We start from the raw sequence: 19,507 nt of genomic DNA on the forward strand, positions 1-19,507 counted from the left end.
CTGTGTGACAATGAGCCAAATTTAGACTTGGCCACATGTAATTGAAGATTAGGAAAAGATGGTATTGATACTTCTGTACCTAATTTAATCTTCTGGGATTTTATGAGTCGAGTCTTACTTGAACGAATGTTCCAAATGAATAATGGTTTAGTAGCTAACTCATAATGTCTATTAGCCAGTTGAGGTTATGAGTCTACCTAAATAGAAAGTGAGATGTTCGTAAGATCTTTTCGCTAATAAGAGAAAAGGGCATTTAGGTGCTTGGGGTGACGGAATTTTTAATATTGTTTGTTAGAAACTGAAATGACCTTGCTTTCAATGTAGCCTGTCTTTGACCGATATTGATTAATATCGGTCAAAGACAGACATGCTATGTTGGCAATCAAATTAAGATCGCAAGAAATCAACTTGAGATTATTGCTTGGCTAATTTTGATATATCAACTTCAAGCCCTGCCAAGTGAGTAGTAAGCTCCTTAGGGATTTCAGAGTACACTTCACCACCAAGGTGCTCAGCAAGAAACTCTTCCATCTTTATTAAATAAGCCATCAGGTTATTGCGCTTGCTAAATCCATGCCCCTCATCTTTAGCTAAAATATACTCGACAGCCAAATCTTTTTGATACATTTTTATAGCAATTTGATCAGACTCAAGCTGAGTAACACGAGGATCATTTGCACCTTGCACCAACAGTAAAGGAGCTTTAATTTGATCAGTAAAGTTTATAGGTGATCTGTTTTGCATATCTTCTCGATCAGCTTGTACCAATGGGTCACCGATTGCTTTTAATCTGTGAGAAAGAAATTCTCGTTCATACTCCGGGAATGATTCTATCAATGTGATTAAACTTGATGGACCTACAAAAGATATGGCGGCTGCATATACATCTGGGGTGAAAGTCAACCCAGAAAGTGCCGCATAGCCGCCATAAGAGCCACCCATGATGGCCACTCTATTTTTGTCTGCAATACCTTGTTCTACTAAATACTCAACACCATCCGTCAGATCGTGTTGCATCCCACCGGTTCCCCACTGGAGATTGCCCAAAGCAATAAAGGTTTCCCCGAAGCCTGCAGATGCGCGAAAGTTGGGTTGCAACACGGCATAGCCACGATTTGCTAACAGTTGAGACACACGGTTGAAAAAGTCAGCACCAAGTCTCCAGTAATCTCTATACCAAGGGCCACCATGCGGCAATACTACTAGCGGTAACTGACTACTCTTGCCTTTAGGTAGCGTTAAATAGGCCTGGATGGCGATGCCATCACGGGCTTCATAGGTAATAGAACGTCTTTCTGCCAGAGATTCAGGGTCTAACTTTGTATCTTTATCAATCAAGCGCGTTAGCGACTGGTCTGTTTGATTGTAGGTATAAAAAGCTCCCAGATCGACATCGCTAGCAATGTCCAACAACCAAATGCCAGACTCTTCATTTATAGAGATAACATCGATCTCTACTCTGCGAGTAAACTGAGTAGTGATAAATTGCCAGTGTTTTTGGAATTCCTTACTAATCGGATAATCTTCTCGGTATCCATAGTAGTAAGAAACCAGCTGAAGCTCACCATCTTTATTGAAAAGACTCTTGTAAACATCAGCACGTTTATTGGGGTCTGTATGCACATCAGTAATTTCTCTTGAGGCCAGGTTCAATTGCTTTAACCCCGATGTGTCTGCCTCACCGTAACTAGACTCGAAATAGACTCTCTCGAGATCTGAGTTATAACTGGACAGGTGTAAGATTTCTCCCGGCTCAGTTTTCAGAGACTTTTGCCAGGATTTGTTCTTACGAATAAATAATTCCATGGATGAATCCGGGTTGGACCTTACACCGGCAACAGGAATTCCCTCTTTGTCTATCAGCACATCATGGAAGTGCTGATTATTCGACATTATTGATGTCAACTTACCAGTTTGGGTGTTCAATTGGTAAAAACTTAACAGCTTTGGATCGTCGTGATTAGCGAAGAGGGTTAGACTGTTGGGCTTTTCTGAAGCTTGTCCTAAAAGTATATAATTTACGCCATTTTTCGATGTTAATTTATGGGTATTGAGTAAATTTAGATCTTTACCTTTTACCTCTAGATCCAACTTATAAATCTGATGTTGCTCATTTCCATTGGAATCTTTAGAGACATACATACCGAGCTGATGCTTATCCCAAGAAAAGCTATCTGCGCCGTCGGCAAAAGCGGTCAACGGGAAGGCATCTTCAACACTTCCGTTACTCGGCATTACATAGATATTCAGTGCTCCATTGTATTGCTGGAGCCAAGCTAGCCATTGCCCATCAGATGATAGTTTGACTCCACTAATTACAGAGTCATTAAAGAAGCTCTCAACAGGGAGTAGCTTCTGCTGAATTTCTGCCGATGCTGAATCCTCCACGAGAAGGTTCACACTGCAGCCACTAAATGCGGCTGCAAGACTCAGCCAACAGATGGCTTTGCGTACTGACCAGCGATGATTTTGTAATTCCATGAGTTTTACTCCTTATCAACAATGACTACGCGGCATACTGTAGATGAGCAATAAATTATTGTAAAGCAATAATTTATTGCTTAATTGCAGAAATATTATATTGTTGTATAATGCCTGCCTATCCAGTGGGAGCAAAATTGTGAACTACAAGATCCAGGTTTTAAGTACACGTCTACGTTGGGCAATCGTGGTAATTAGCCTTATTGCTGTTACTAGCTTACCAATCATTTATTTTTTCTATGATATGAATGGCTTCAATAGTAGTAATCCAGTTTTTCAAGAGTTGTGGGGGTTAGGTGATCAGTTCAGACCGATGCTAATCCTCGGCCAGTTGCCAACTTTTGTGCTTTCCGGTTTGTTTATCTACTGGCTTTGGCGACTTTTTGGGCAGTATGCCAAGGGTGATTATTTTGGTAAGGAGAGTGACCGATGCTATCTATGGCTAGTTTGGCTATATGGAGTTTCAATCCCATTAGGTATGTTGGAGTCGCTGTGGCTTAGTTATCTATCGTATGTGCATAATAATGAGTTTACTTTATTCTTTGCACTCGATATTGGCAGGCTATTTACATTGTTCGTGCTAGTGAGCGTCCTCTATATTTTGCGTGCAGCAAAACAAATCGATCAAGAAAACAAAGAGTTTGTTTAGCATGGCTATCATTGTCAATCTAGATGTAATGCTGGCTAAGCGAAAAGTCAGTTCAAAGTCGTTGGCAGCAGAGATAGGAATTACTGAGGCTAATCTGTCCCTACTGAAGCGTGGTAAAGTGAAGGGCGTTAGGTTTGACACCCTATCGGCAATATGTGAGGCACTAGAGTGTCAGCCAGGTGATATTTTAGAGTTCAGGCGGGATGAGTGACTTGCTCACTGGATTTTTTATAGGTAAAGGTTAAGGGGCTAGGTTATAGTCAATTAAAATTTCGCCAGAATCTAACATTAGTGTACGGGGTTACCTTTAAGAATAAACTTTTGGACTCCGTATATCTTCATGCATTGTATTACTTTCCTAAAATTTTTTCTGTAGTGGTTCATCAACTTTCCACACTTAAAGCTGACCAGTAATTCAGCAGCTATCTTCTTTTATAGCTAAGCTATACCCTATAATTGTCATCCGTAATATGGCAATTGGTAGTTCCCACTCACCAATATAAATTTTCGGGTGATAGTAGTGGCTTTTAAACTGCATATCATTACATATTTATATTTACTTTCTTTTTCTCTTATAACCTTTGCTAATAACTTTTCTAGTCAGTCAGCCTTTGGGGTGGCACCGCCCTCAGAAGTTGAAATAGCTGTCTCGGAAATGAAAAGTCGAACTGGGGATATAACGTTAACTTGGCATCCTCCCCCAGAGACGGTAGACACCTATGAGCTTGTAAAGCAAAAAAATAATGGAGTTTGGTCTAAGCCCATAAAAATTTCTGGGCATTCTTATCGGGCTAAAAAGTTATCTACAGGATCTTGGGGATTTAAGGTCCGGGCTTGTAATAATAGTGGATGTGGCGCTTATTCCAATGAAAAGTGGGTAGATGTAGCTATCCCACCTTCTTCGCCAAGAAATGTTACCGCTTCTGGTGGCGAGGGAGAACGAGTTCAGCAGGTACAGCCTCCTGTACAGTCAGCCCCTTTATCAGTGATTACTGCTTCAGACAACCCAGAATCTCATGGAACGGTCAAAGTTCAATGGGAAGCTCCAGATACTGGAGCAAAAGTAACGGGGTATGAAATTGAGCAGTGTAAAGATGATTGTGCAACATGGTCCTCAGTCTATATAGGAGCAAAAGTTGTATCAGTAACCCTCCCGATTGAAAAAAATAATCGATTAAAGAGTGGTTCTTACAAGTTTCGAGTTCGGTCTTATGCTACCGGAGGTCGTTTTACGTCCTACAGTGAATGGGCAACATCCCCAAGGGTTGCTGTGATCCGAAAGGGGCTGATAAATCCCAAAGAAGTTAGATTTACCCAGGATAGTATTAAGCCGACGTTTTCAAATGGTCGTAAAATTGAAGATTTAATTCAAAACCTTAAAGAGGGTAAAGTAACTGCGTATGATGTCCCTCCTATTCGGGTCTTTGGTCGTGACGGAAAGATTTACTCCCTGGATAATAGAAGGCTCAAAGCTTTTCAAGAGGCGAATAAGCCGATAAGAATAATTCCCGCCACATCAGAGGAGTTATCTACCAGATCATTTAAGTTTACCAGTCGTAACGATGGTACATCTATTCGTATCCGTGAAGAAGGTGAAGATCGATGAAATCACTAGATCTGCCAAATAAGCTGGGTGAAATTAAAACAAGGGCTGATTTTTCCAGTTTCATCTTGGATGTACTTGAGGATTTCAAAAATAACGCATCAACCTGGGAAAATACTGATTTAGCCAATTTTCTCGAAGCAATGGCGGCATGGACGGAAGACATGGATGGATTTTATGCAAATCAAGGGAAGGGTGTGCCTGAAAATGTTCAGTGGAAAGTCTTTGCTGAAATTATTTATGCAGCAAGAATTTATGAATGATTTGCCAGGGAATCCTACTTATCTCCTAGGATAATATATTTAGAAATTAATAAGCGGTTATCCTGAAGCTTGCCAAATGCTTTCCATTGGTAATCAGGTAGGCAAGATGGCACTCCCTGATAATGGTCTAAATGATGTTGGGTGAAATCCATATTTACATCTTCAAAGTCATTTAAGTGATATAGTAATTCTGGGTCATCTTATTCTGATTCTTGTCGCTGTTTACCTTAAGGTATCCATTTATTACTCTCCAGATATAAACTGAGAGTAAACGTTTCTATTGGGGTCGATACATGAGTAGTCGCTCAAATTTATGCTATTTGACTCTTTATAATGTCATTTATTTAGTATGTGGCTTATTGGTACCTTTAAAGGTTGATTCTGCGACACTGGCTCAGCCCTGCTTTTCAGGGCCTAATCCGTTCTGGCAGGAATCTAGTGCCATTAAAGGCAGTTGCATTATTGATTCTAGATGTTATGTCATTAATTTATTTGTTGGGAGCTCAAAGAAAAATAAAAATTTGTTGCCTGTTGGGATTGAGTCCCATCAGTATGTATCAAATGAGGCTTCCAAAAGCGATCAGTCATCGTTCCACTCAGAGAAGATCGAAGGCTTAGATGAGTTATATGCAAAAGCTCCCGCAGCGAAGAAAGAAATTGACCTTCTGGCTGATAAAATAGCGGCTATGAATGAGGGGAGTGTTGCTAAAGTGCCGATAAAGTCTTTAGAGAGATCTAAGGAAAAAGTTATTAATGATTACGGCGGTGATCCAAATCGAATCATGGATCTTGCAAGGAATACCATTGTTGTACCGCAGGATAAAATCCCTATAGTGGTTGGAATGCTTAGGGCAAAAGGCGCAATGGTAAAAGTTATCGATGGATCTGTGGATCCGTTAGGTTATAGCGGAGTAAACTCTAAAATTAAAACGAGTAGTGGTTTGGTTGCAGAAATACAAGTGAACTCCCCTGAGATGATATATGCAAAAGAATCTCCTGACTCTGCAGTAGCTCTACTGGGTAAGGACGTATATGCATCTATTGCAAATAGAACCACAATTGAAGGTGGAAAAGGGCATGAGTTATACGAGAAATGGCGCTCTTTGAAAGAAGATGATCCACGAAGAAAGAGGATTGAAGTTGAAAGTAAAAATTACTATTCATCTTTGAGGTCTGAGTTGATGCCGATTAAAACGGGTGAATATTTAAATCTAAGGCATATTTTTATTGACTATCCTTTTGAGTCAGTCATGTTTAGGAGGGATCATCAGACTAAAAATATATACAGAAAATTTTATGGTGAAGAGGAAGGTCAAACTCCAATTCCCAGCAATAATCGACTGTTTAATGATGCCCTCCGGCATGGGCAAGAAATATCTCAGGAAGAATATCTTAAAGGGAAGGGGAAAGGGAAAGGAAATGAGGGTTAATGTCTAATTGTGAGTATATCCAAAGAGTTAAAGATAATAATCTCGTGGTCTTTATGTTGGTGTGGGGCTTATAAGATGTTTTGATTTTTTTGTGGCTGGGTTTGTTGATGGGGGTGTTCTTTTGTGTCAGGTGAAATTATAAGATCTTAAGGTTTTCAAAGGCTTCAAAATTGAATTGTTGCTTGTTAGTTTTAATTGTAATTTTGTGGATCATGAAACTGCCTCCCATAGCTGCACGCTAACTCGAAAAATTAAAATCAACCCAGATACAAACATGATCGAAAGTGCGTAGCTGTTGAATTTTTGTATGCTTATTATCTTTAGGAAATGTTTTGCTATAAACATGCCTGTCATAATTCCTAGTCCAATGGTCAAGCCGTAAGTGATTAATTCAGTGTTAAGCGCGCCAAAATGGAAGTAAGCGACAAGTTTCGTCGAGTGCATCATTAAAGAGCTTACCCCCCTGGTTGCGACTAGCTCCTCTTTGTTAAGTCCGTAGTTTAAGAAAAAAGGATTTTGTACGGGGCCTACAGCGCCAATAATTGAAGAGAAGAGTGTGGTGACAAAGCCGAGCATGGGAAAGTACGGCAGGTACATAACAAATGAACGTTTCTTATGCCCGAATCCAAACTGAAATATGGTCGAAACTAAGAATAAGCCGACAGTAAACTCTATTAATAGCGGGTGCATCTGGGTGTAAACGTAGGCGCCAATAATTGCACCAGGTATGATGCCTGGGATTAGCCATAATGCCACCTTCCAATCTATGTGCTTCCAAAATAAATACACGCCGAATGGAGATGCAATCGCATTTCCTGTTGTTAATACCGGGGCGACTAAATGGGGGCCTACTAGAAATCCTACTAGTGGTACCAGCAGCAGTGCGCCACCACCTGCAGCCATAATAGAAATGTAGCCAGTAATCAGGCCGAGAATTAGAAGGAGGGTAATGATCATGTGTCAGAGGATTTTCGTGCCTACAATAGGGATTTTTATTTCTTAAAGGTAAGCATAAAAATATTTTAAGGCTAGTGGTTGTGGTAAAGGATATCTATTTTGGAGCAAGTCGAATTATATGAAAATATCTACAGTTTCCTCACATTATTTCACGTCAAATCTGCCTTCTTAGGCTGGTAAATAATAGAATGTTATCACTCAATAGTTTTTTATGATGGCAGATAAAAGTACACTCACATCACTTCACTATTGGGGCTTATCTGTTCTCTCTCTTGCCGTCTTCTTGGTTGCAGGGGACTTTACAGCTTTCTCTCCTGCATTACCGGCGATTGCTGCCAATTTTTCCTCAAATTTTACTTCAGTCCACTGGGTAATTAATGCTTACTCTCTTACTTATGGAGTGATCATTGTGACTGGTGGTCGACTGGCAGATGTTTACGGCCGTAGGCGCTTATTTATATTTGGCGTTATTGTCTTTGCGTTGTCCTCGCTTGTGGGTGGTTTGGCACAAGATCTATGGGTGCTTCTCTTATGTCGGGCATTAATGGGGTTTGCTGGAGCGTTGATCTGGTCCGCGATTCTTGGGATGGCTTATAACCTGTTACCTCCAGAGAGAGCCGGTTTGGCGGGAGGGTTAATACTGGCTGCCCTTGGTTTGTCGACATCCCTAGGGCCCATATTGGGTGGTTTTTTTAGTGAGTACCTAACCTGGAGGTGGGTCCTTTTTGTCAACATACCATTGGCATTTATAATAATTTTTTTGTGTTGTAGGAAGTACCCAGCTGATGAAGTAGTGAGAGTTGAGGAGGATGTTGATTATTTGGGTGCATTATTGCTTTCAGTGTCACTATTTTGTTTCTTGCTGGCTATGGAAGTGCTGGCTCAAAAGCATGCTTTTGGATTATTTTCCACTTTATTGTTGTGTTCTTCAATGGTATTTCTTGTGGGGTTTGGTTGTAGAGAGATCAGTAAGGGATCTGCTGCGCTAATACCCGTTGAGTTGATAAAAGATACCAGTTTTCTATCTATAGTGTTTAGTGTTTTGTTGGTTGCAACAGCCTTCTTTGCTGTCCTTGTTTATATACCTCTACTTTTTATTAAGGTTCATAAATATAGTGCCCTTATGGCAGGGGTTGCACTTTTGCCAATGATGATAAGCTCCAGTATTTTTTCTTTTATATCTGGATTGATACACGAAAAGTGTGGTGCAAGGTTGTTAATTTGTAGCGGAGCCCTTGGTATGAGTGTCGGGCTCTATTGGCTGTCAGTGCTCAATGAATCCACAAGTTATGTTTTTTTTATCCCTGGGTTGGCTTTGGTCGGGGCAAGTTTAGGAGTCTATTCACCAGCCGCGGTTACTGCTGCCGTTGCTTTGGTTGATCCCAGTAAGTCAAGTCTCGCGGGGGGAATTGTTTATATGTTCCGTTTTTTGGGTGGTGCGCTTGCTCTTGGGTTCAACGCAATAATCCTAGCCTATTATGATGATATTGCTGAAGGTGTCTACAGGATTTTTGAGGTGGATGCTTTTATAACTTTTCTTGGTTTTTTATTGCCGCTTTATTTTTTGAGGGGTGTTGATGCACGTTTTTCTTGAGGTTTGTTTTGACGCTTTATATATCTTGTCTGCTGGGTAAAATTTTAAGATCAATTTTGATTATCTGTTTGCGGAGCAATTCAATTTAACAGTGCTTTGCAGGGTGTGAGATCTTACTCTTTTTACCGAATGGAAGATTGAAGGCTTTGTGTTTGGGTAAACATCAGCTTCTTTTTCAGTATTTTTCTATTGTGCTTGGCTAATGAATGATTCACTTCATGATTTACAGTTGTGGAAGGGGACTAAGGATTATTTTTAAGCGATGGTCACTAATGAATGCTCTAATGAAATAGTGAGATGGGGATGCTGTTTTAGTGTGATTTTTGGCTTGACAGGTAAAATTTAACGACTTATAGAAAGGGCTTTAATAATGCTTGGAGTGCAAAGTAGCAGAGTTTTAAAGTTGCTGTATTTGTTGGGGGGCAGAAAATGGAGTAGTCGATAAAACGTGTTTTATGGCTAGGTGAGTAAAAAATAATGAATTTAAAGGGGTTAACGGTTTCCGAAGCCCGCAGTTTGGGGCTGGCGGCGTTAATTTTCTCTATTTTCCTTATTGGGTATGACTATACGGCCTTTTCTGTTGCTCTACCTGCGATCCAAAAAACCTTTAATATCGATCTTACTACAACAATGTGGCTGGTTAATGCTTATGCCTTGGCTTTTGGTGTTTCTGTAATATCGTGTGGGCGTTTAGCCGATATGCTGGGTAGGCGCCGAACTTTCTTCATAGGCGCCTCACTTTTTTCGATGTTCTCATTGCTGGGGGGCTTTTCCATTAACATCTGGATGTTGATGGGGTGCCGCGTAATGTTAAGTATTGGTGGTGCTTTGATGTGGCCCGCCGTGATTGGAATGACATACCACCTTTTGGATAGTAAACGCGCAGGAGTGGCTGGTGGGTTATTAATGCTTGGCTGTGCTGTTGCTAACGCACTTGGTCCAATTATTGGTGGTATTGTGACTGATTCTTTAGGCTGGCGGTGGATTCTCTTTCTTAATCTCCCGATAACTTTGGTAGCAATGTTGGTTTGTTGGCGACTGATTGGTAGTGACTTGCCTGAGTCTCCCTCTGAGCGTGTGGACTTAATGGGGCTACTCTTCCTCTCATTGGCATTACTTGCGCTATTGGTTGGATTGGACCTGTCGGTAGATATGGGATTTACTGACTATAGAGCCATACTTTTATTTTTGGCGTTTGCGATTTTCTTTACAGTTTTTATCTTTTTGGATTACCACTCCTCAGAAGAGCCGCTAATTCCCATCGATGTGGTGAAGAATAAGAAGTTCTTAGCGGAGGGAGTGGCGACCCTTCTGGTCTCTGTGGCATTTATTGCTGCACTTATGTTTATCCCCCAATTTCTAAGCAAGGTTTGGAGTTTTTCTGCAATCCAATGTGGTATTGCATTGCTCCCCATGATGCTTGCTTTTGGTGTCACTTCTTATCTGGCTGGACATCTCTATGGGCGGTATGGGGCCAAACGCCTTTCTAGTCTAGGGGCCTTATTTATGTGGATCGGTATGTTGGTGCTTTCGAGGCTTAGTGCTCAAATTGATCCAACAGCCTTTGTCCCGGGCCTGATATTGATGGGGGTTGGTATGGGCTTGTTCTATCCAACTGTGACGACGGCAGCGATATTGATCCTTCGTTTTAACCGTGCAAGCCTCGCAGCAGCCATTATTTATATGTTTCAGATTATTGGCGGTGCTATTGGCCTGGGCTTGAATACGACAATCGTTGCACTGGCTCCAGATCTAGCAACAGGTATGAGTAGGGCCTTTTTGATGAATGCACACTTGGCTTTGTTAGGTATGGTGGTGAGTGTGTTTTTTATTAATGGAAGAGGTAAGGCTTGATTTGAATGGGTTTAGTGCGTTAAGTGCCCTGTTCTGAACAAAGGCAAAGCTCACTTTAACTCAGTTTTACGCTTTATTTTTATAGTTTTACTTCTTAGATAGCACTAGATTATGACTGCGCAAAGTATTCGGGCAATAAAAAAGCCCCGCCAAATGGCGGGGCTTTTTAGTGAGATAGGGTGGCTAGTTATACACTAACTTCCTGGATCTCAGTCGCGGCGATGCGCTTGCCTTCTTCGGCAGACTTCTGGAAGTCTTCAATCTGATCGAAGTTCAGGTAGCGGTAGATCTCGCTGGACATGGAATCCAGGTTCTGTGCGTATTCCTGGTACTCAGCCGGAGTCGGCAGTTTACCCAGGATGGCGCCTACAGAAGCCAGCTCAGCGGAGGTCAGGTACACGTTGGCACCATCGCCGAGACGGTTGGGGAAGTTACGGGTAGAGGTGGACAGTACGGTGCTGTTCGGAGCTACGCGTGCTTGGTTACCCATACACAGGGAACATCCGGGCATTTCGGTGCGGGCACCGGCAGAGCCGTAGATGTTGTAGTAACCCTCTTCCATCAGCTGGTGCTCGTCCATCTTGGTGGGCGGGGAGATCCACATGCGCGTGGAGATGCCACCTTTGTGTTCTTGCAGCAGTTTACCGGCAGCGCGGAAGTGGCCGATGTTGGTCATACAGGAGCCGATAAAGACTTCGTCTACCTTATCGCCAGCAACGTCGGACAGCAGGCGAGCGTCGTCCGGATCGTTAGGAGCACAGACGATCGGCTCTTTGATCTCGGCCAGGTCGATCTCGATCACTTCCAGGTACTCGGCGTCGGCGTCCGCTTCCATCAGTTTCGGGTTGGCCAGCCACTCTTCCATGGCGCGCGCGCGGCGCTCCAGGGTGCGCTTGGAGCCGTAACCTTCAGCGATCATCCAGCGCAACAGGGTTACGTTGGAGCGCAGGTACTCAGACATGGTGTCTTCGGACAGCTTGATGGTACAGCCAGCAGCGGAGCGCTCGGCGGAGGCGTCGGACAGCTCGAATGCCTGCTCTACAGTCAGGTCTTCCAGGCCTTCGATCTCGAGGATGCGGCCGGAGAAGATGTTCTTCTTGCCTTTCTTCTCAACGGTCAGCAGGCCCTGCTTGATGGCGTAGAGAGGGATGGCGTGAACCAGGTCGCGCAAGGTGATGCCTGGCTGCATTTTGCCTTTGAAGCGCACCAGTACGGACTCAGGCATATCCAGCGGCATAACGCCGGTAGCGGCGGCGAAAGCTACCAGACCGGAACCTGCCGGGAAGGAGATACCCATGGGGAAGCGGGTGTGGGAGTCACCACCGGTACCTACGGTGTCTGGCAGCAGCATGCGGTTCAGCCAGCTGTGGATGATACCGTCAGCTGGGCGCAGAGAAACACCGCCGCGATTCATAATGAAGTCCGGCAGGGTGTGCTGGGTGTCGATATCAACGGGCTTAGGGTAGGCCGCCGTGTGACAGAAGGACTGCATTACCAGGTCGGCGGAAAAGCCGAGGCAAGCCAGGTCTTTCAGTTCGTCACGGGTCATGGGGCCAGTGGTGTCCTGGGAGCCCACGGTAGTCATTTTGGGCTCGCAGTAGGTGCCCGGACGGATACCTTCAACGCCACAGGCTTTACCAACCATCTTCTGCGCCAGGGTGTAACCCTTGCCGGTGTCGGCAGGTTGCTCAGGCTTGCGGAACAGCTCGGAAGGCGCCAGGCCCAGGGCTTCACGGGCTTTGCCGGTCAGGCCGCGACCGATGATCAGGTTGATACGACCGCCAGCCTGAACTTCGTCCAGCAGTACGTCGGACTTGAGGGCAAACTCAGACAGCACCTTGCCGTCTTCGGCCAGGATCTTGCCGTCGTAGGGGCGGATTTCGATCACGTCGCCCATGCCCAGTTCGTCAACGGGGGCTTCGAATACCAGTGCGCCGGCATCTTCCATGGTGTTGTAGAAGATCGGGGCAACTTTACCGCCGATACAAATACCGCCGCCTTTCTTGTTGGGCACGCCCGGCATTTCTTCACCGAAGTACCACAGCACGGAGTTGGTGGCGGATTTACGGGAAGAACCGGTACCGACTACGTCGCCAACGAATGCAACGGGCAGGCCTTTGGCTTTCACTTCTTCGATCTGCTTCAGCGGGCCGGTAACGCCAGCTTCTTCTGGCTCCAGGCCGTCGCGCTTCATTTTGTACATGGCCAGCGCGTGCAGGGGGATGTCCGGACGAGACCAGGCATCCGGTGCCGGAGACAGGTCGTCAGTGTTGGTTTCGCCAGTGACCTTGAATACGGCAACTTTGATGCTCTCGGGTACTTTGTTGCGCTTGGTGAACCACTCGGCATCTGCCCAGGATTGCATTACCGCTTTGGCGAATTCGTTGCCGGCTTTGGCTTTCTCTTCCACATCGTGGAAGGCGTCAAACATCAGCAGAGTGCCTTTCAGCTGCTCGGCAGCCAGTTCGGCCAGATCTTTATCGTCCAGCAGCTCGACCAGGGTGGAGATGTTGTAGCCGCCCAGCATTTGGCCCAGCAGCTCTACAGCGTGTTTGCGGTCGATCAGCGGGGACTCCGCGTCGCCCTTGATAATGGCGGACAGGAAGCCGGCTTTAACGTAAGCGGCTTCGTCAACACCGGGGGGTACACGGTGGGTTAGCAGGTCAACTAATTCCTGCTCTTCGCCTTTTGGCGGATTTTTCAGCAGCTCAACCAGGCCAGCGACTTGCTCTGCGTCGAGTGGCTTCGGTGGGATGCCTTGTTCGGCGCGTTCTGCGACGTGTTTACGATAGGCTTCAAGCACGGATAAGTCCCTCTTGGTGTGTGGGGTGGCACCAACAGCGGGTGGAATTCCCGATCTTTGTACTGTTGTCGGGATTTTTTTTTCGAGGCCGCTGAAGGCGGGGTGGCGAATACTACAGCAAAGCCCTACGGCTGTTAAGTTTATCGAAAAATCAATAATTTAAGTGAATTTCGACTATTCGCAGGGCAAATTTTACTGTGCCCACTACAGCTGCCTCACCTCTTTTCTTAGTGGCCGAAACAAAATAGTCTACGCGCAATTTTAATCCAGGCCCGCGTTGCCTGATCGGCTAAATCTGGTTAATTGATGTACAAAAAAGTCCGTACACCTTGCATTGGTGTCTGTTCAACGGGAATAGGTGATGATGTCTGTCGTGGGTGCAAGCGTTTTGCCCACGAGGTGATCGACTGGAATGCTTATACCGAAGAGCAGCGCCGTATTATTGCCTCCAGGCGGGAGGGCTATTTAACCAATGCTGTACGCAGCCAGCTGGAAATCATTGATGAGTCGTTGCTGCTTTCCCAGTTACGCCATCAACAAATTCGCTTTGATGAAAGCCAAAGTGCCTACTGCTGGGTTTTTGAGCTGCTGCGCGCCGGTGCCAGCCAGATTGGCGATCTGGGTGCTTACGGCCTGCGCCCGACGGCTCAGGCGAGGGGAGTGAGCCTGGTGGAAATTCGCCGGCGCATCGATGAAGATTTTTATGCGTTGTCTGTGGCCTACTATCAGCGCTTTATCGCCCCTGGCTTGATACAAGACTGACTTACAGCCTCAGCTCATTCTTACGTGCCTGGGCTACTGTATTTCCCGAGGCCGCTTCCCCCTTTAGAATTGATGTACATCTTTCCGGTAATGGAGAACCGGCTATCAGCTCAGCTCACAAAAATCCGCGTAGAGTACTTCTCGTGGTTAATCCAAAAAGCCGGAATGGTGCCGAGGCGGATATCGACAGCGGCCTAGCGCGCTTACGCGCTGACGGAATAGAGGTTGAAGTCTTGCATTCCGAGGGCCCAGAGGAGACCGAGGCTGCGATCCGGCAGAGTCATAAGAACCTCGACCTTGTGATAGTCGGTGGCGGAGATGGCACCATCAGCTCCACCGCTCGGGTATTGAAAGAGTGCCAATTGGCCCTGGCAATTCTACCGCTGGGTACCGCGAATGACTTGGCACGCTCCCTTGGCATTGTCGACTTGGAGCAGGCTTTTGATGTCATTATCGGCAACCATCGCCAGCTAATCGACCTCGGTGTTGTCAATGGTCACTATTTTTTCAATGTGGCCAATATGGGGCTTGGGGTAAAAGTGACTGAAGCACAAGACTCCGAGATTAAAAGGCGCTGGGGGGTTCTAAGTTATCTGAGAGCCTTCTTTATTGCTCTGAGGCGTACACAAAAATTCCGGGTTAATCTGGCACTAGATGAAGAGCGCTGCCAAATGCGGTCAATCCAATTGGCCGTGGGCAATGGTCGTTATTACGGTGGCGGCAACCTGGTTGCAGAGAAGGCACGCATCAATGATGCCAAGCTTAACCTCTATAGTCTGCGTCCGCGCGGCCTGTTGGAGTTGCTGGGCATGGCACTTTTGCTCCGCGGTGGCAAGCACCATCTAACCGAGGGGGTTTTTAATGCCAGTGCTCAGCGAATAGAGGTAGAAACCAAGCCGCGTCTGCAGATTCATGCGGATGGGGAGCCGGTTGCTGAAACCCCTGCAACCTTTTCGGTGATTCCCAGAGCGCTTGAGGTTCTGGTGCCACGCAATTCAGAGGAACTCCTCAGTAGAAAAGAGAGAGGGCAATGACACTCATTCGCACTGATATCCAGGCAGCATTGAATGATCTTTTTATGCTTATTAGCCGTAGCGAGGAGGATTACCGGGCAGCGGCCGGGCAACTTGAAGAAAAGTCGGCAGCTAATTTCTTAAACACAATTACCAAACGCCGGCAGGTGCTTGCGGACAAGTTAGAGCGGGCAATTCGTGCCGAAGATAGTTTGCCTTCTGAGCCGGATAGGGACCTCAAGGCTGGTGAACAGCTACTGCAGAGCTTTGCGCCCCTACTGGCTGAGGACAAAACCAAAGAGATTTTCAAAAAGCGTCAAGACGCCGATCGTGAGCTACTTGCGCGTCTTAACGATGATGAGTTGAGTGCTCTTGATAAATCCCACAAGGCGCTTAAAGAAGTCTGCCGGACTCAACTCGAAGAAACATTGGCGGAGCTGGCTCAAAGGCTCCGGTAGCCCTTTGGGCGTTCCGGTTAACCGGCGCTAGCGTTGCTGTCGCAAGAAGACACGCAAGGCAGGTAGGAATGGCTCTGTGGAAATAGCCAGGTCCCTTCTTTGTCGGCGCCGGCTCACACTGGGTTGATGATCGACCCGAGTAAATTCAGGCAATCGCCCGGCTTCATTCGCAGCCACTAGTATCGGCATGGAGGAGTAACCCACTTGTCGATACTGGTCTTCCTCTCCAGCTTCCTGTGCGAAGAAAATTTCGGCCACCTGTAGATTGGGGCGGCTCTGCACTTGTACCTGGCGCAGGTCCTCCTGTTGGCTTTTGTGCAGGCCGGCAAGCAGTTGCCGTTGGTATTGGGTGCCGGGATCTGCACCGGTTGGGTCCATCTGGACCAGCTTTTTTTCACACCACTGCACTGTGACTTTGCGAATGGACTTGCGTGCCTTTATCCAGGAGAGTGTGATGGCATTGGGATGCTGTTCGCAGAGTAAAACCAGGCGGTAGCACTGGCGCAGGTGCGCGCGGGGGTAGCCTGCTTGCGCCAGTACCTCGCGCACGTTGCGGTCTCGCTCTGCCATGGGCCGCTCTGCTAAGGCTGATCGGTACTCGGCGATAGCATTGGCAAAGGCCTCTTTGTCGCTGTTGAGTTGTTTTGCCAGTGCCAGAGTCTTGTCTGGAACCGCCAATAGACCTGGGATTTGCAGGGTTGCACGGGCATCGCCTCCGGTTCCGAGAGGTTCGGCATAATCCAGCTGGTTATACAGGGCGCCAGCAAGAGAAAAGGGCCGCTCAAAGCTTTCTTGCAAGGACTGGGCTGCTTCCAAGGCAAAAGGTGGCTGCAGCAGATAGTGTTGCCAGGGCTTACTGGCAGTTTGAAGTTGTTCAAGAGAGTCGCGTAATTCTGCTGCGCTGCTGTGGATCTGCTCCAGTAAGGGGGGGATGCTGAGTGCCAATTGCCGATAGTCTTTCATCGCCGAGTTCCACTATCCAAAAGATCAATATTTTAATGCACTTAATAAACCGTTAACAAATTTCTATTTGGACTGTTTAAAACTGGGGGGTGCCTGGCGTGTGAAGTTGGTTAGAGGTTGGCTAGAGGTTGACTGAAGGGGGTGCGTCATAGGGAAAAGGATAGATAGCTATTGTCAGTAAAAGCTGTCCTGGAGAACAGCGCTTGATTTCTTTTGGGGCCTGCCTTTCTGCTGTTGTGCCGCTATAATCCCGCGCCAAATGATTGATACCAGATGAAATACTGATCCCATGAGTGCCCAAGTTCCCGATTTGTCCGCGATTCACGAATTCCTGCTGTGCGCCACCCCGGATGCCTGGATTGAGGCAGCACTGGCTGAGCCGGAAATTATGCTGGTGGACCACGCCAACTGTGAAAAGAAGGCGGCCGGTACAGCGCTCAACCTGATGTTTCGCTATCTGGGGGATTTTGAGCTGCTGCACAAGATGTCGCGTTTGGCTCGTGAGGAGTTGCGCCACTTCGAGCAAGTACTGGCCATTATGGAAAAGCGCGGCATTGCCTATCCCCACGTGAGCGCCTCCCGCTACGCGGCTGGGTTGCGTGCCGAGGTGCGCAGCGCAGAGCCAGGGCGCCTTGTGGATACTCTGATTTGTGGAGCCATTATTGAGGCACGTTCCTGTGAACGCTTTGCCCGTATAGCGCCACACTTGGATGAAGAGCTGCAAAAATTTTACCTGTCTCTGCTGAAATCTGAAGCTCGCCATTTCCGCGACTATCTACATCTCGCGCAAAAAGCCGCAGATGAAGATATTGAGCCGCGGGTGCAGGCGTTGTTAGCGCTGGAGAAAGAGCTTGTGCTGAGTGGCGATGGTGAGTTTCGTTTCCATAGCGGTGTGCCGGGAAAGTCGCAGGGCTAGGGTCCGTTAAAAATCATTGAACTGTCACTGATGGAGATCACTTTCTTGCCTAACTAGACAGGAGGGCTATGAAGCTGTTCTACATCAGTTGCAGGCAGTACATTGGACACCAAAATGCTGTGTGCCTATTTAGGTGCTGCTTAGGTGCTGCTTAGGTGCTACCGCGGTTTAGGCGCTACCACGGTGCTAGTCCAATGGGGAGCAACGGCGCTTAAGGTATTCATTTCTGATCAAGACTAGCCAGTAGGCGTATAAAATCCTGCAGCTCTCTGTCGCTCGAATAATCGATAGAAAACTTATTGTGAAAAAAGACGGTGAGCTTCACTTTTGCTGAGTTGATAAATACGGTGTAGCCATCAAAGTCGGTGCTCACTGTCAGCCCCTTGTAGTGCCAGCCGTCTGTTTCCTTGTGTCCCTCCCGGGTGACACGATCAAATACCCGCAAGGCCTGTTTGACATCAATTTTGCTCTCCTCTTCCATACTGGCTTCCCCGTGCCACTAAACTTGTTGTTTCTGTTCTCCCTTACTGTATGGAAGATTAGACAGCATGGATAGTAGCGGCTATCAGCAGCCGGTGGTGGATACCCGTTTATTTGATGCCCTGGCTTACCTGGGGCTCTGTCCTTTTGTTGTCGGTCTATTGTTGCAGCTAACTGAAGTCTCCCTCCTGGGTATTGATGCCAGCCTATTCTTTACCGCTTATAGTGCAGTGATTCTCAGCTTTTTGTGTGGTATCTGGTGGGGGGGCGCGCTGAACCGGCCCGGCCACCCTCACCGGTTGGCGTTGATCGTGCTCAGTAATGTGGTTGCGCTTGCCGGGTGGGTGGGATTAATGCTTTATCAAAGTGCTTGGGGGTTGCCCATTCTCGCAATAGGTTTTGCCTTTGTGGCCTGGATGGAGGCCCGCTTAAATCCCAATCTGCCTGGTCGGGAGCAGTATTTTCGTACTCGCAGTATCGTGACCTATCTGGTGATTGCTTGCCATATCGGCATGATACTGCTGCGTTAACACTTGGAGTAACCGTTTCTCCGTCGTTCTGAAAGCTAGACTTTCACCAGAAAGCGACACGAGAATGCCAGGTATGAAATCGATTGCCCCTCCAGCATTAGATCAATTATTTTTTGAAGCTAGAACACACAGTTACTGGCAAGATAAACCGGTGCCGCATGAGTTGCTGAAAAAGTTGCACAATCTTGTCAGGATGGCGCCCACCAGCGCTAATTGTTGCCCGGTGCGGGTTGTTTTTATTGTGAGCAAGGAGGGAAAAGCCCGGCTTAAACCGGCTTTGAATGCGGGCAATATTGAGAAAACCATGTCGGCACCGGTGACAGCAATCATCGCAGTTGATATGCGCTTTTACGAATATCTTCCCAAGTTGTTTCCCCACACACCGGCGCGTGAGTGGTTTGCCGATAATCCAGAGTTGGCAGAAACCACGGCATTTCGCAATGGTTCAATACAGGGAGGCTACTTTATTCTGGCGGCAAGGGCTTTGGGCTTGGACTGCGGCCCTATGTCTGGGTTTGATAATGCCCTAGTGGATCATGAATTTTTCAGTGATCAGTCCTCAACCCTAGCCTTTGTACAGGAACACTGTCCAGGCCATATTAAATCCAACTTTCTCTGTAATCTGGGATACGGTGTAGATGCCAAGTTACATCCGCGCAACCCGCGCTTTGAATTCGATGAGGTATGCCAAGTTGTTTGAGGGCACTGTGTGAATGCCACCAAGATTTTAAGAGGAAGGTTAAAAGTGAGT

The 19,507-nt window shown here is 46.6% G+C and carries 18 protein-coding genes; 13 read left to right on the forward strand and 5 right to left on the reverse strand.

Translation table 11 applies throughout. From position 1 onward, the window contains the following. Nucleotides 1-414: 414 nt before the first annotated feature. A complete protein-coding gene (locus ACJJI0_RS02015; protein WP_444884447.1) occupies nucleotides 415-2,481 on the reverse strand; it encodes an alpha/beta hydrolase family protein in 2,067 nt (688 codons plus the stop codon). 139 nt (nucleotides 2,482-2,620) lie between these two features. Between ACJJI0_RS02015 and ACJJI0_RS02020 the strand changes: the two genes are divergently transcribed. From ACJJI0_RS02020 to ACJJI0_RS02040, 5 genes are all read left to right on the forward strand, one after another. Continuing rightward, nucleotides 2,621-3,130, forward strand: coding sequence for a hypothetical protein (locus tag ACJJI0_RS02020; RefSeq protein ID WP_444884448.1), 510 nt, complete (start codon nucleotides 2,621-2,623; stop codon nucleotides 3,128-3,130). Nucleotide 3,131: 1 nt separating this feature from the next. Continuing rightward, nucleotides 3,132-3,341, forward strand: coding sequence for a helix-turn-helix domain-containing protein (locus ACJJI0_RS02025; RefSeq protein ID WP_252082131.1), 210 nt, complete (start codon nucleotides 3,132-3,134; stop codon nucleotides 3,339-3,341). Between the two features lie 309 nt (nucleotides 3,342-3,650). Beyond that, on the forward strand, nucleotides 3,651-4,736 hold the full coding sequence (locus ACJJI0_RS02030) for a hypothetical protein (protein WP_444884449.1): 1,086 nt from the start codon (nucleotides 3,651-3,653) through the stop codon (nucleotides 4,734-4,736). Beyond that, nucleotides 4,733-4,996, forward strand: a complete 264-nt coding sequence (locus ACJJI0_RS02035) for a DUF7660 family protein (RefSeq protein ID WP_444884450.1) — start codon at nucleotides 4,733-4,735, stop codon at nucleotides 4,994-4,996. The genes ACJJI0_RS02030 and ACJJI0_RS02035 overlap by 4 nt, the downstream gene beginning before the upstream one ends. A 293-nt stretch (nucleotides 4,997-5,289) precedes the next feature. Beyond that, a complete protein-coding gene (locus ACJJI0_RS02040; protein ID WP_444884451.1) occupies nucleotides 5,290-6,426 on the forward strand; it encodes a hypothetical protein in 1,137 nt (378 codons plus the stop codon). Nucleotides 6,427-6,636: 210 nt separating this feature from the next. On the opposite strand, the gene ACJJI0_RS02045 is transcribed toward ACJJI0_RS02040, so the two are convergent. Further along, nucleotides 6,637-7,383 (reverse strand): sulfite exporter TauE/SafE family protein, encoded by a 747-nt coding sequence (locus ACJJI0_RS02045; RefSeq protein ID WP_252082127.1) that lies wholly within the window; start codon nucleotides 7,381-7,383, stop codon nucleotides 6,637-6,639. A gap of 211 nt (nucleotides 7,384-7,594) precedes the next feature. Between ACJJI0_RS02045 and ACJJI0_RS02050 the strand changes: the two genes are divergently transcribed. Together ACJJI0_RS02050 and ACJJI0_RS02055 are read left to right on the forward strand one after the other, a co-directional pair. Continuing rightward, on the forward strand, nucleotides 7,595-8,977 hold the full coding sequence (locus ACJJI0_RS02050) for an MFS transporter (protein ID WP_444884452.1): 1,383 nt from the start codon (nucleotides 7,595-7,597) through the stop codon (nucleotides 8,975-8,977). Between the two features lie 477 nt (nucleotides 8,978-9,454). Beyond that, the gene (locus ACJJI0_RS02055; protein WP_444884453.1) at nucleotides 9,455-10,831 is read left to right on the forward strand and encodes an MFS transporter; all 1,377 of its coding nucleotides are present in this window, start codon (nucleotides 9,455-9,457) and stop codon (nucleotides 10,829-10,831) included. Nucleotides 10,832-11,018: 187 nt separating this feature from the next. Here ACJJI0_RS02055 and acnB read toward each other — a convergent pair whose 3' ends face one another. Then, nucleotides 11,019-13,634 (reverse strand): bifunctional aconitate hydratase 2/2-methylisocitrate dehydratase, encoded by a 2,616-nt coding sequence (gene acnB / locus ACJJI0_RS02060; RefSeq protein WP_444884454.1) that lies wholly within the window; start codon nucleotides 13,632-13,634, stop codon nucleotides 11,019-11,021. A gap of 306 nt (nucleotides 13,635-13,940) precedes the next feature. On the opposite strand from acnB, the gene ACJJI0_RS02065 reads away from it, so the two are divergent. From ACJJI0_RS02065 to ACJJI0_RS02075, 3 genes are all read left to right on the forward strand, one after another. Next, on the forward strand, nucleotides 13,941-14,396 hold the full coding sequence (locus ACJJI0_RS02065) for a DUF1289 domain-containing protein (RefSeq protein WP_444884455.1): 456 nt from the start codon (nucleotides 13,941-13,943) through the stop codon (nucleotides 14,394-14,396). Between the two features lie 104 nt (nucleotides 14,397-14,500). Then, nucleotides 14,501-15,430: a lipid kinase gene (locus tag ACJJI0_RS02070; RefSeq protein ID WP_444885904.1), complete on the forward strand. Its 930-nt coding sequence runs from the start codon at nucleotides 14,501-14,503 to the stop codon at nucleotides 15,428-15,430. Beyond that, nucleotides 15,427-15,867 (forward strand): hypothetical protein, encoded by a 441-nt coding sequence (locus ACJJI0_RS02075; RefSeq protein WP_444884456.1) that lies wholly within the window; start codon nucleotides 15,427-15,429, stop codon nucleotides 15,865-15,867. The genes ACJJI0_RS02070 and ACJJI0_RS02075 overlap by 4 nt, the downstream gene beginning before the upstream one ends. 27 nt (nucleotides 15,868-15,894) lie before the next feature. Here ACJJI0_RS02075 and ACJJI0_RS02080 read toward each other — a convergent pair whose 3' ends face one another. Further along, nucleotides 15,895-16,830 carry a hypothetical protein gene (locus tag ACJJI0_RS02080; protein ID WP_444884457.1) on the reverse strand — a complete coding sequence of 312 codons (936 nt, stop codon included), beginning with the start codon at nucleotides 16,828-16,830 and terminating at the stop codon, nucleotides 15,895-15,897. Nucleotides 16,831-17,119: 289 nt separating this feature from the next. On the opposite strand from ACJJI0_RS02080, the gene ACJJI0_RS02085 reads away from it, so the two are divergent. Then, nucleotides 17,120-17,746: a MiaE family protein gene (locus ACJJI0_RS02085; protein ID WP_444884458.1), complete on the forward strand. Its 627-nt coding sequence runs from the start codon at nucleotides 17,120-17,122 to the stop codon at nucleotides 17,744-17,746. Between the two features lie 220 nt (nucleotides 17,747-17,966). Here the strand turns inward: ACJJI0_RS02085 and ACJJI0_RS02090 are convergent, their stop codons facing one another. Continuing rightward, nucleotides 17,967-18,227 (reverse strand): DUF3081 family protein, encoded by a 261-nt coding sequence (locus ACJJI0_RS02090; RefSeq protein WP_252082117.1) that lies wholly within the window; start codon nucleotides 18,225-18,227, stop codon nucleotides 17,967-17,969. A gap of 67 nt (nucleotides 18,228-18,294) precedes the next feature. Between ACJJI0_RS02090 and ACJJI0_RS02095 the strand changes: the two genes are divergently transcribed. Together ACJJI0_RS02095 and ACJJI0_RS02100 are read left to right on the forward strand one after the other, a co-directional pair. Next, nucleotides 18,295-18,756 (forward strand): DUF3429 domain-containing protein, encoded by a 462-nt coding sequence (locus ACJJI0_RS02095; protein ID WP_252082116.1) that lies wholly within the window; start codon nucleotides 18,295-18,297, stop codon nucleotides 18,754-18,756. Between the two features lie 73 nt (nucleotides 18,757-18,829). Beyond that, nucleotides 18,830-19,456, forward strand: coding sequence for a malonic semialdehyde reductase (locus ACJJI0_RS02100; RefSeq protein WP_444884459.1), 627 nt, complete (start codon nucleotides 18,830-18,832; stop codon nucleotides 19,454-19,456). Nucleotides 19,457-19,507 lie beyond the last annotated feature (51 nt).

This window comes from Microbulbifer mixtoriginis (SeqCode) (genome assembly GCF_052466695.1).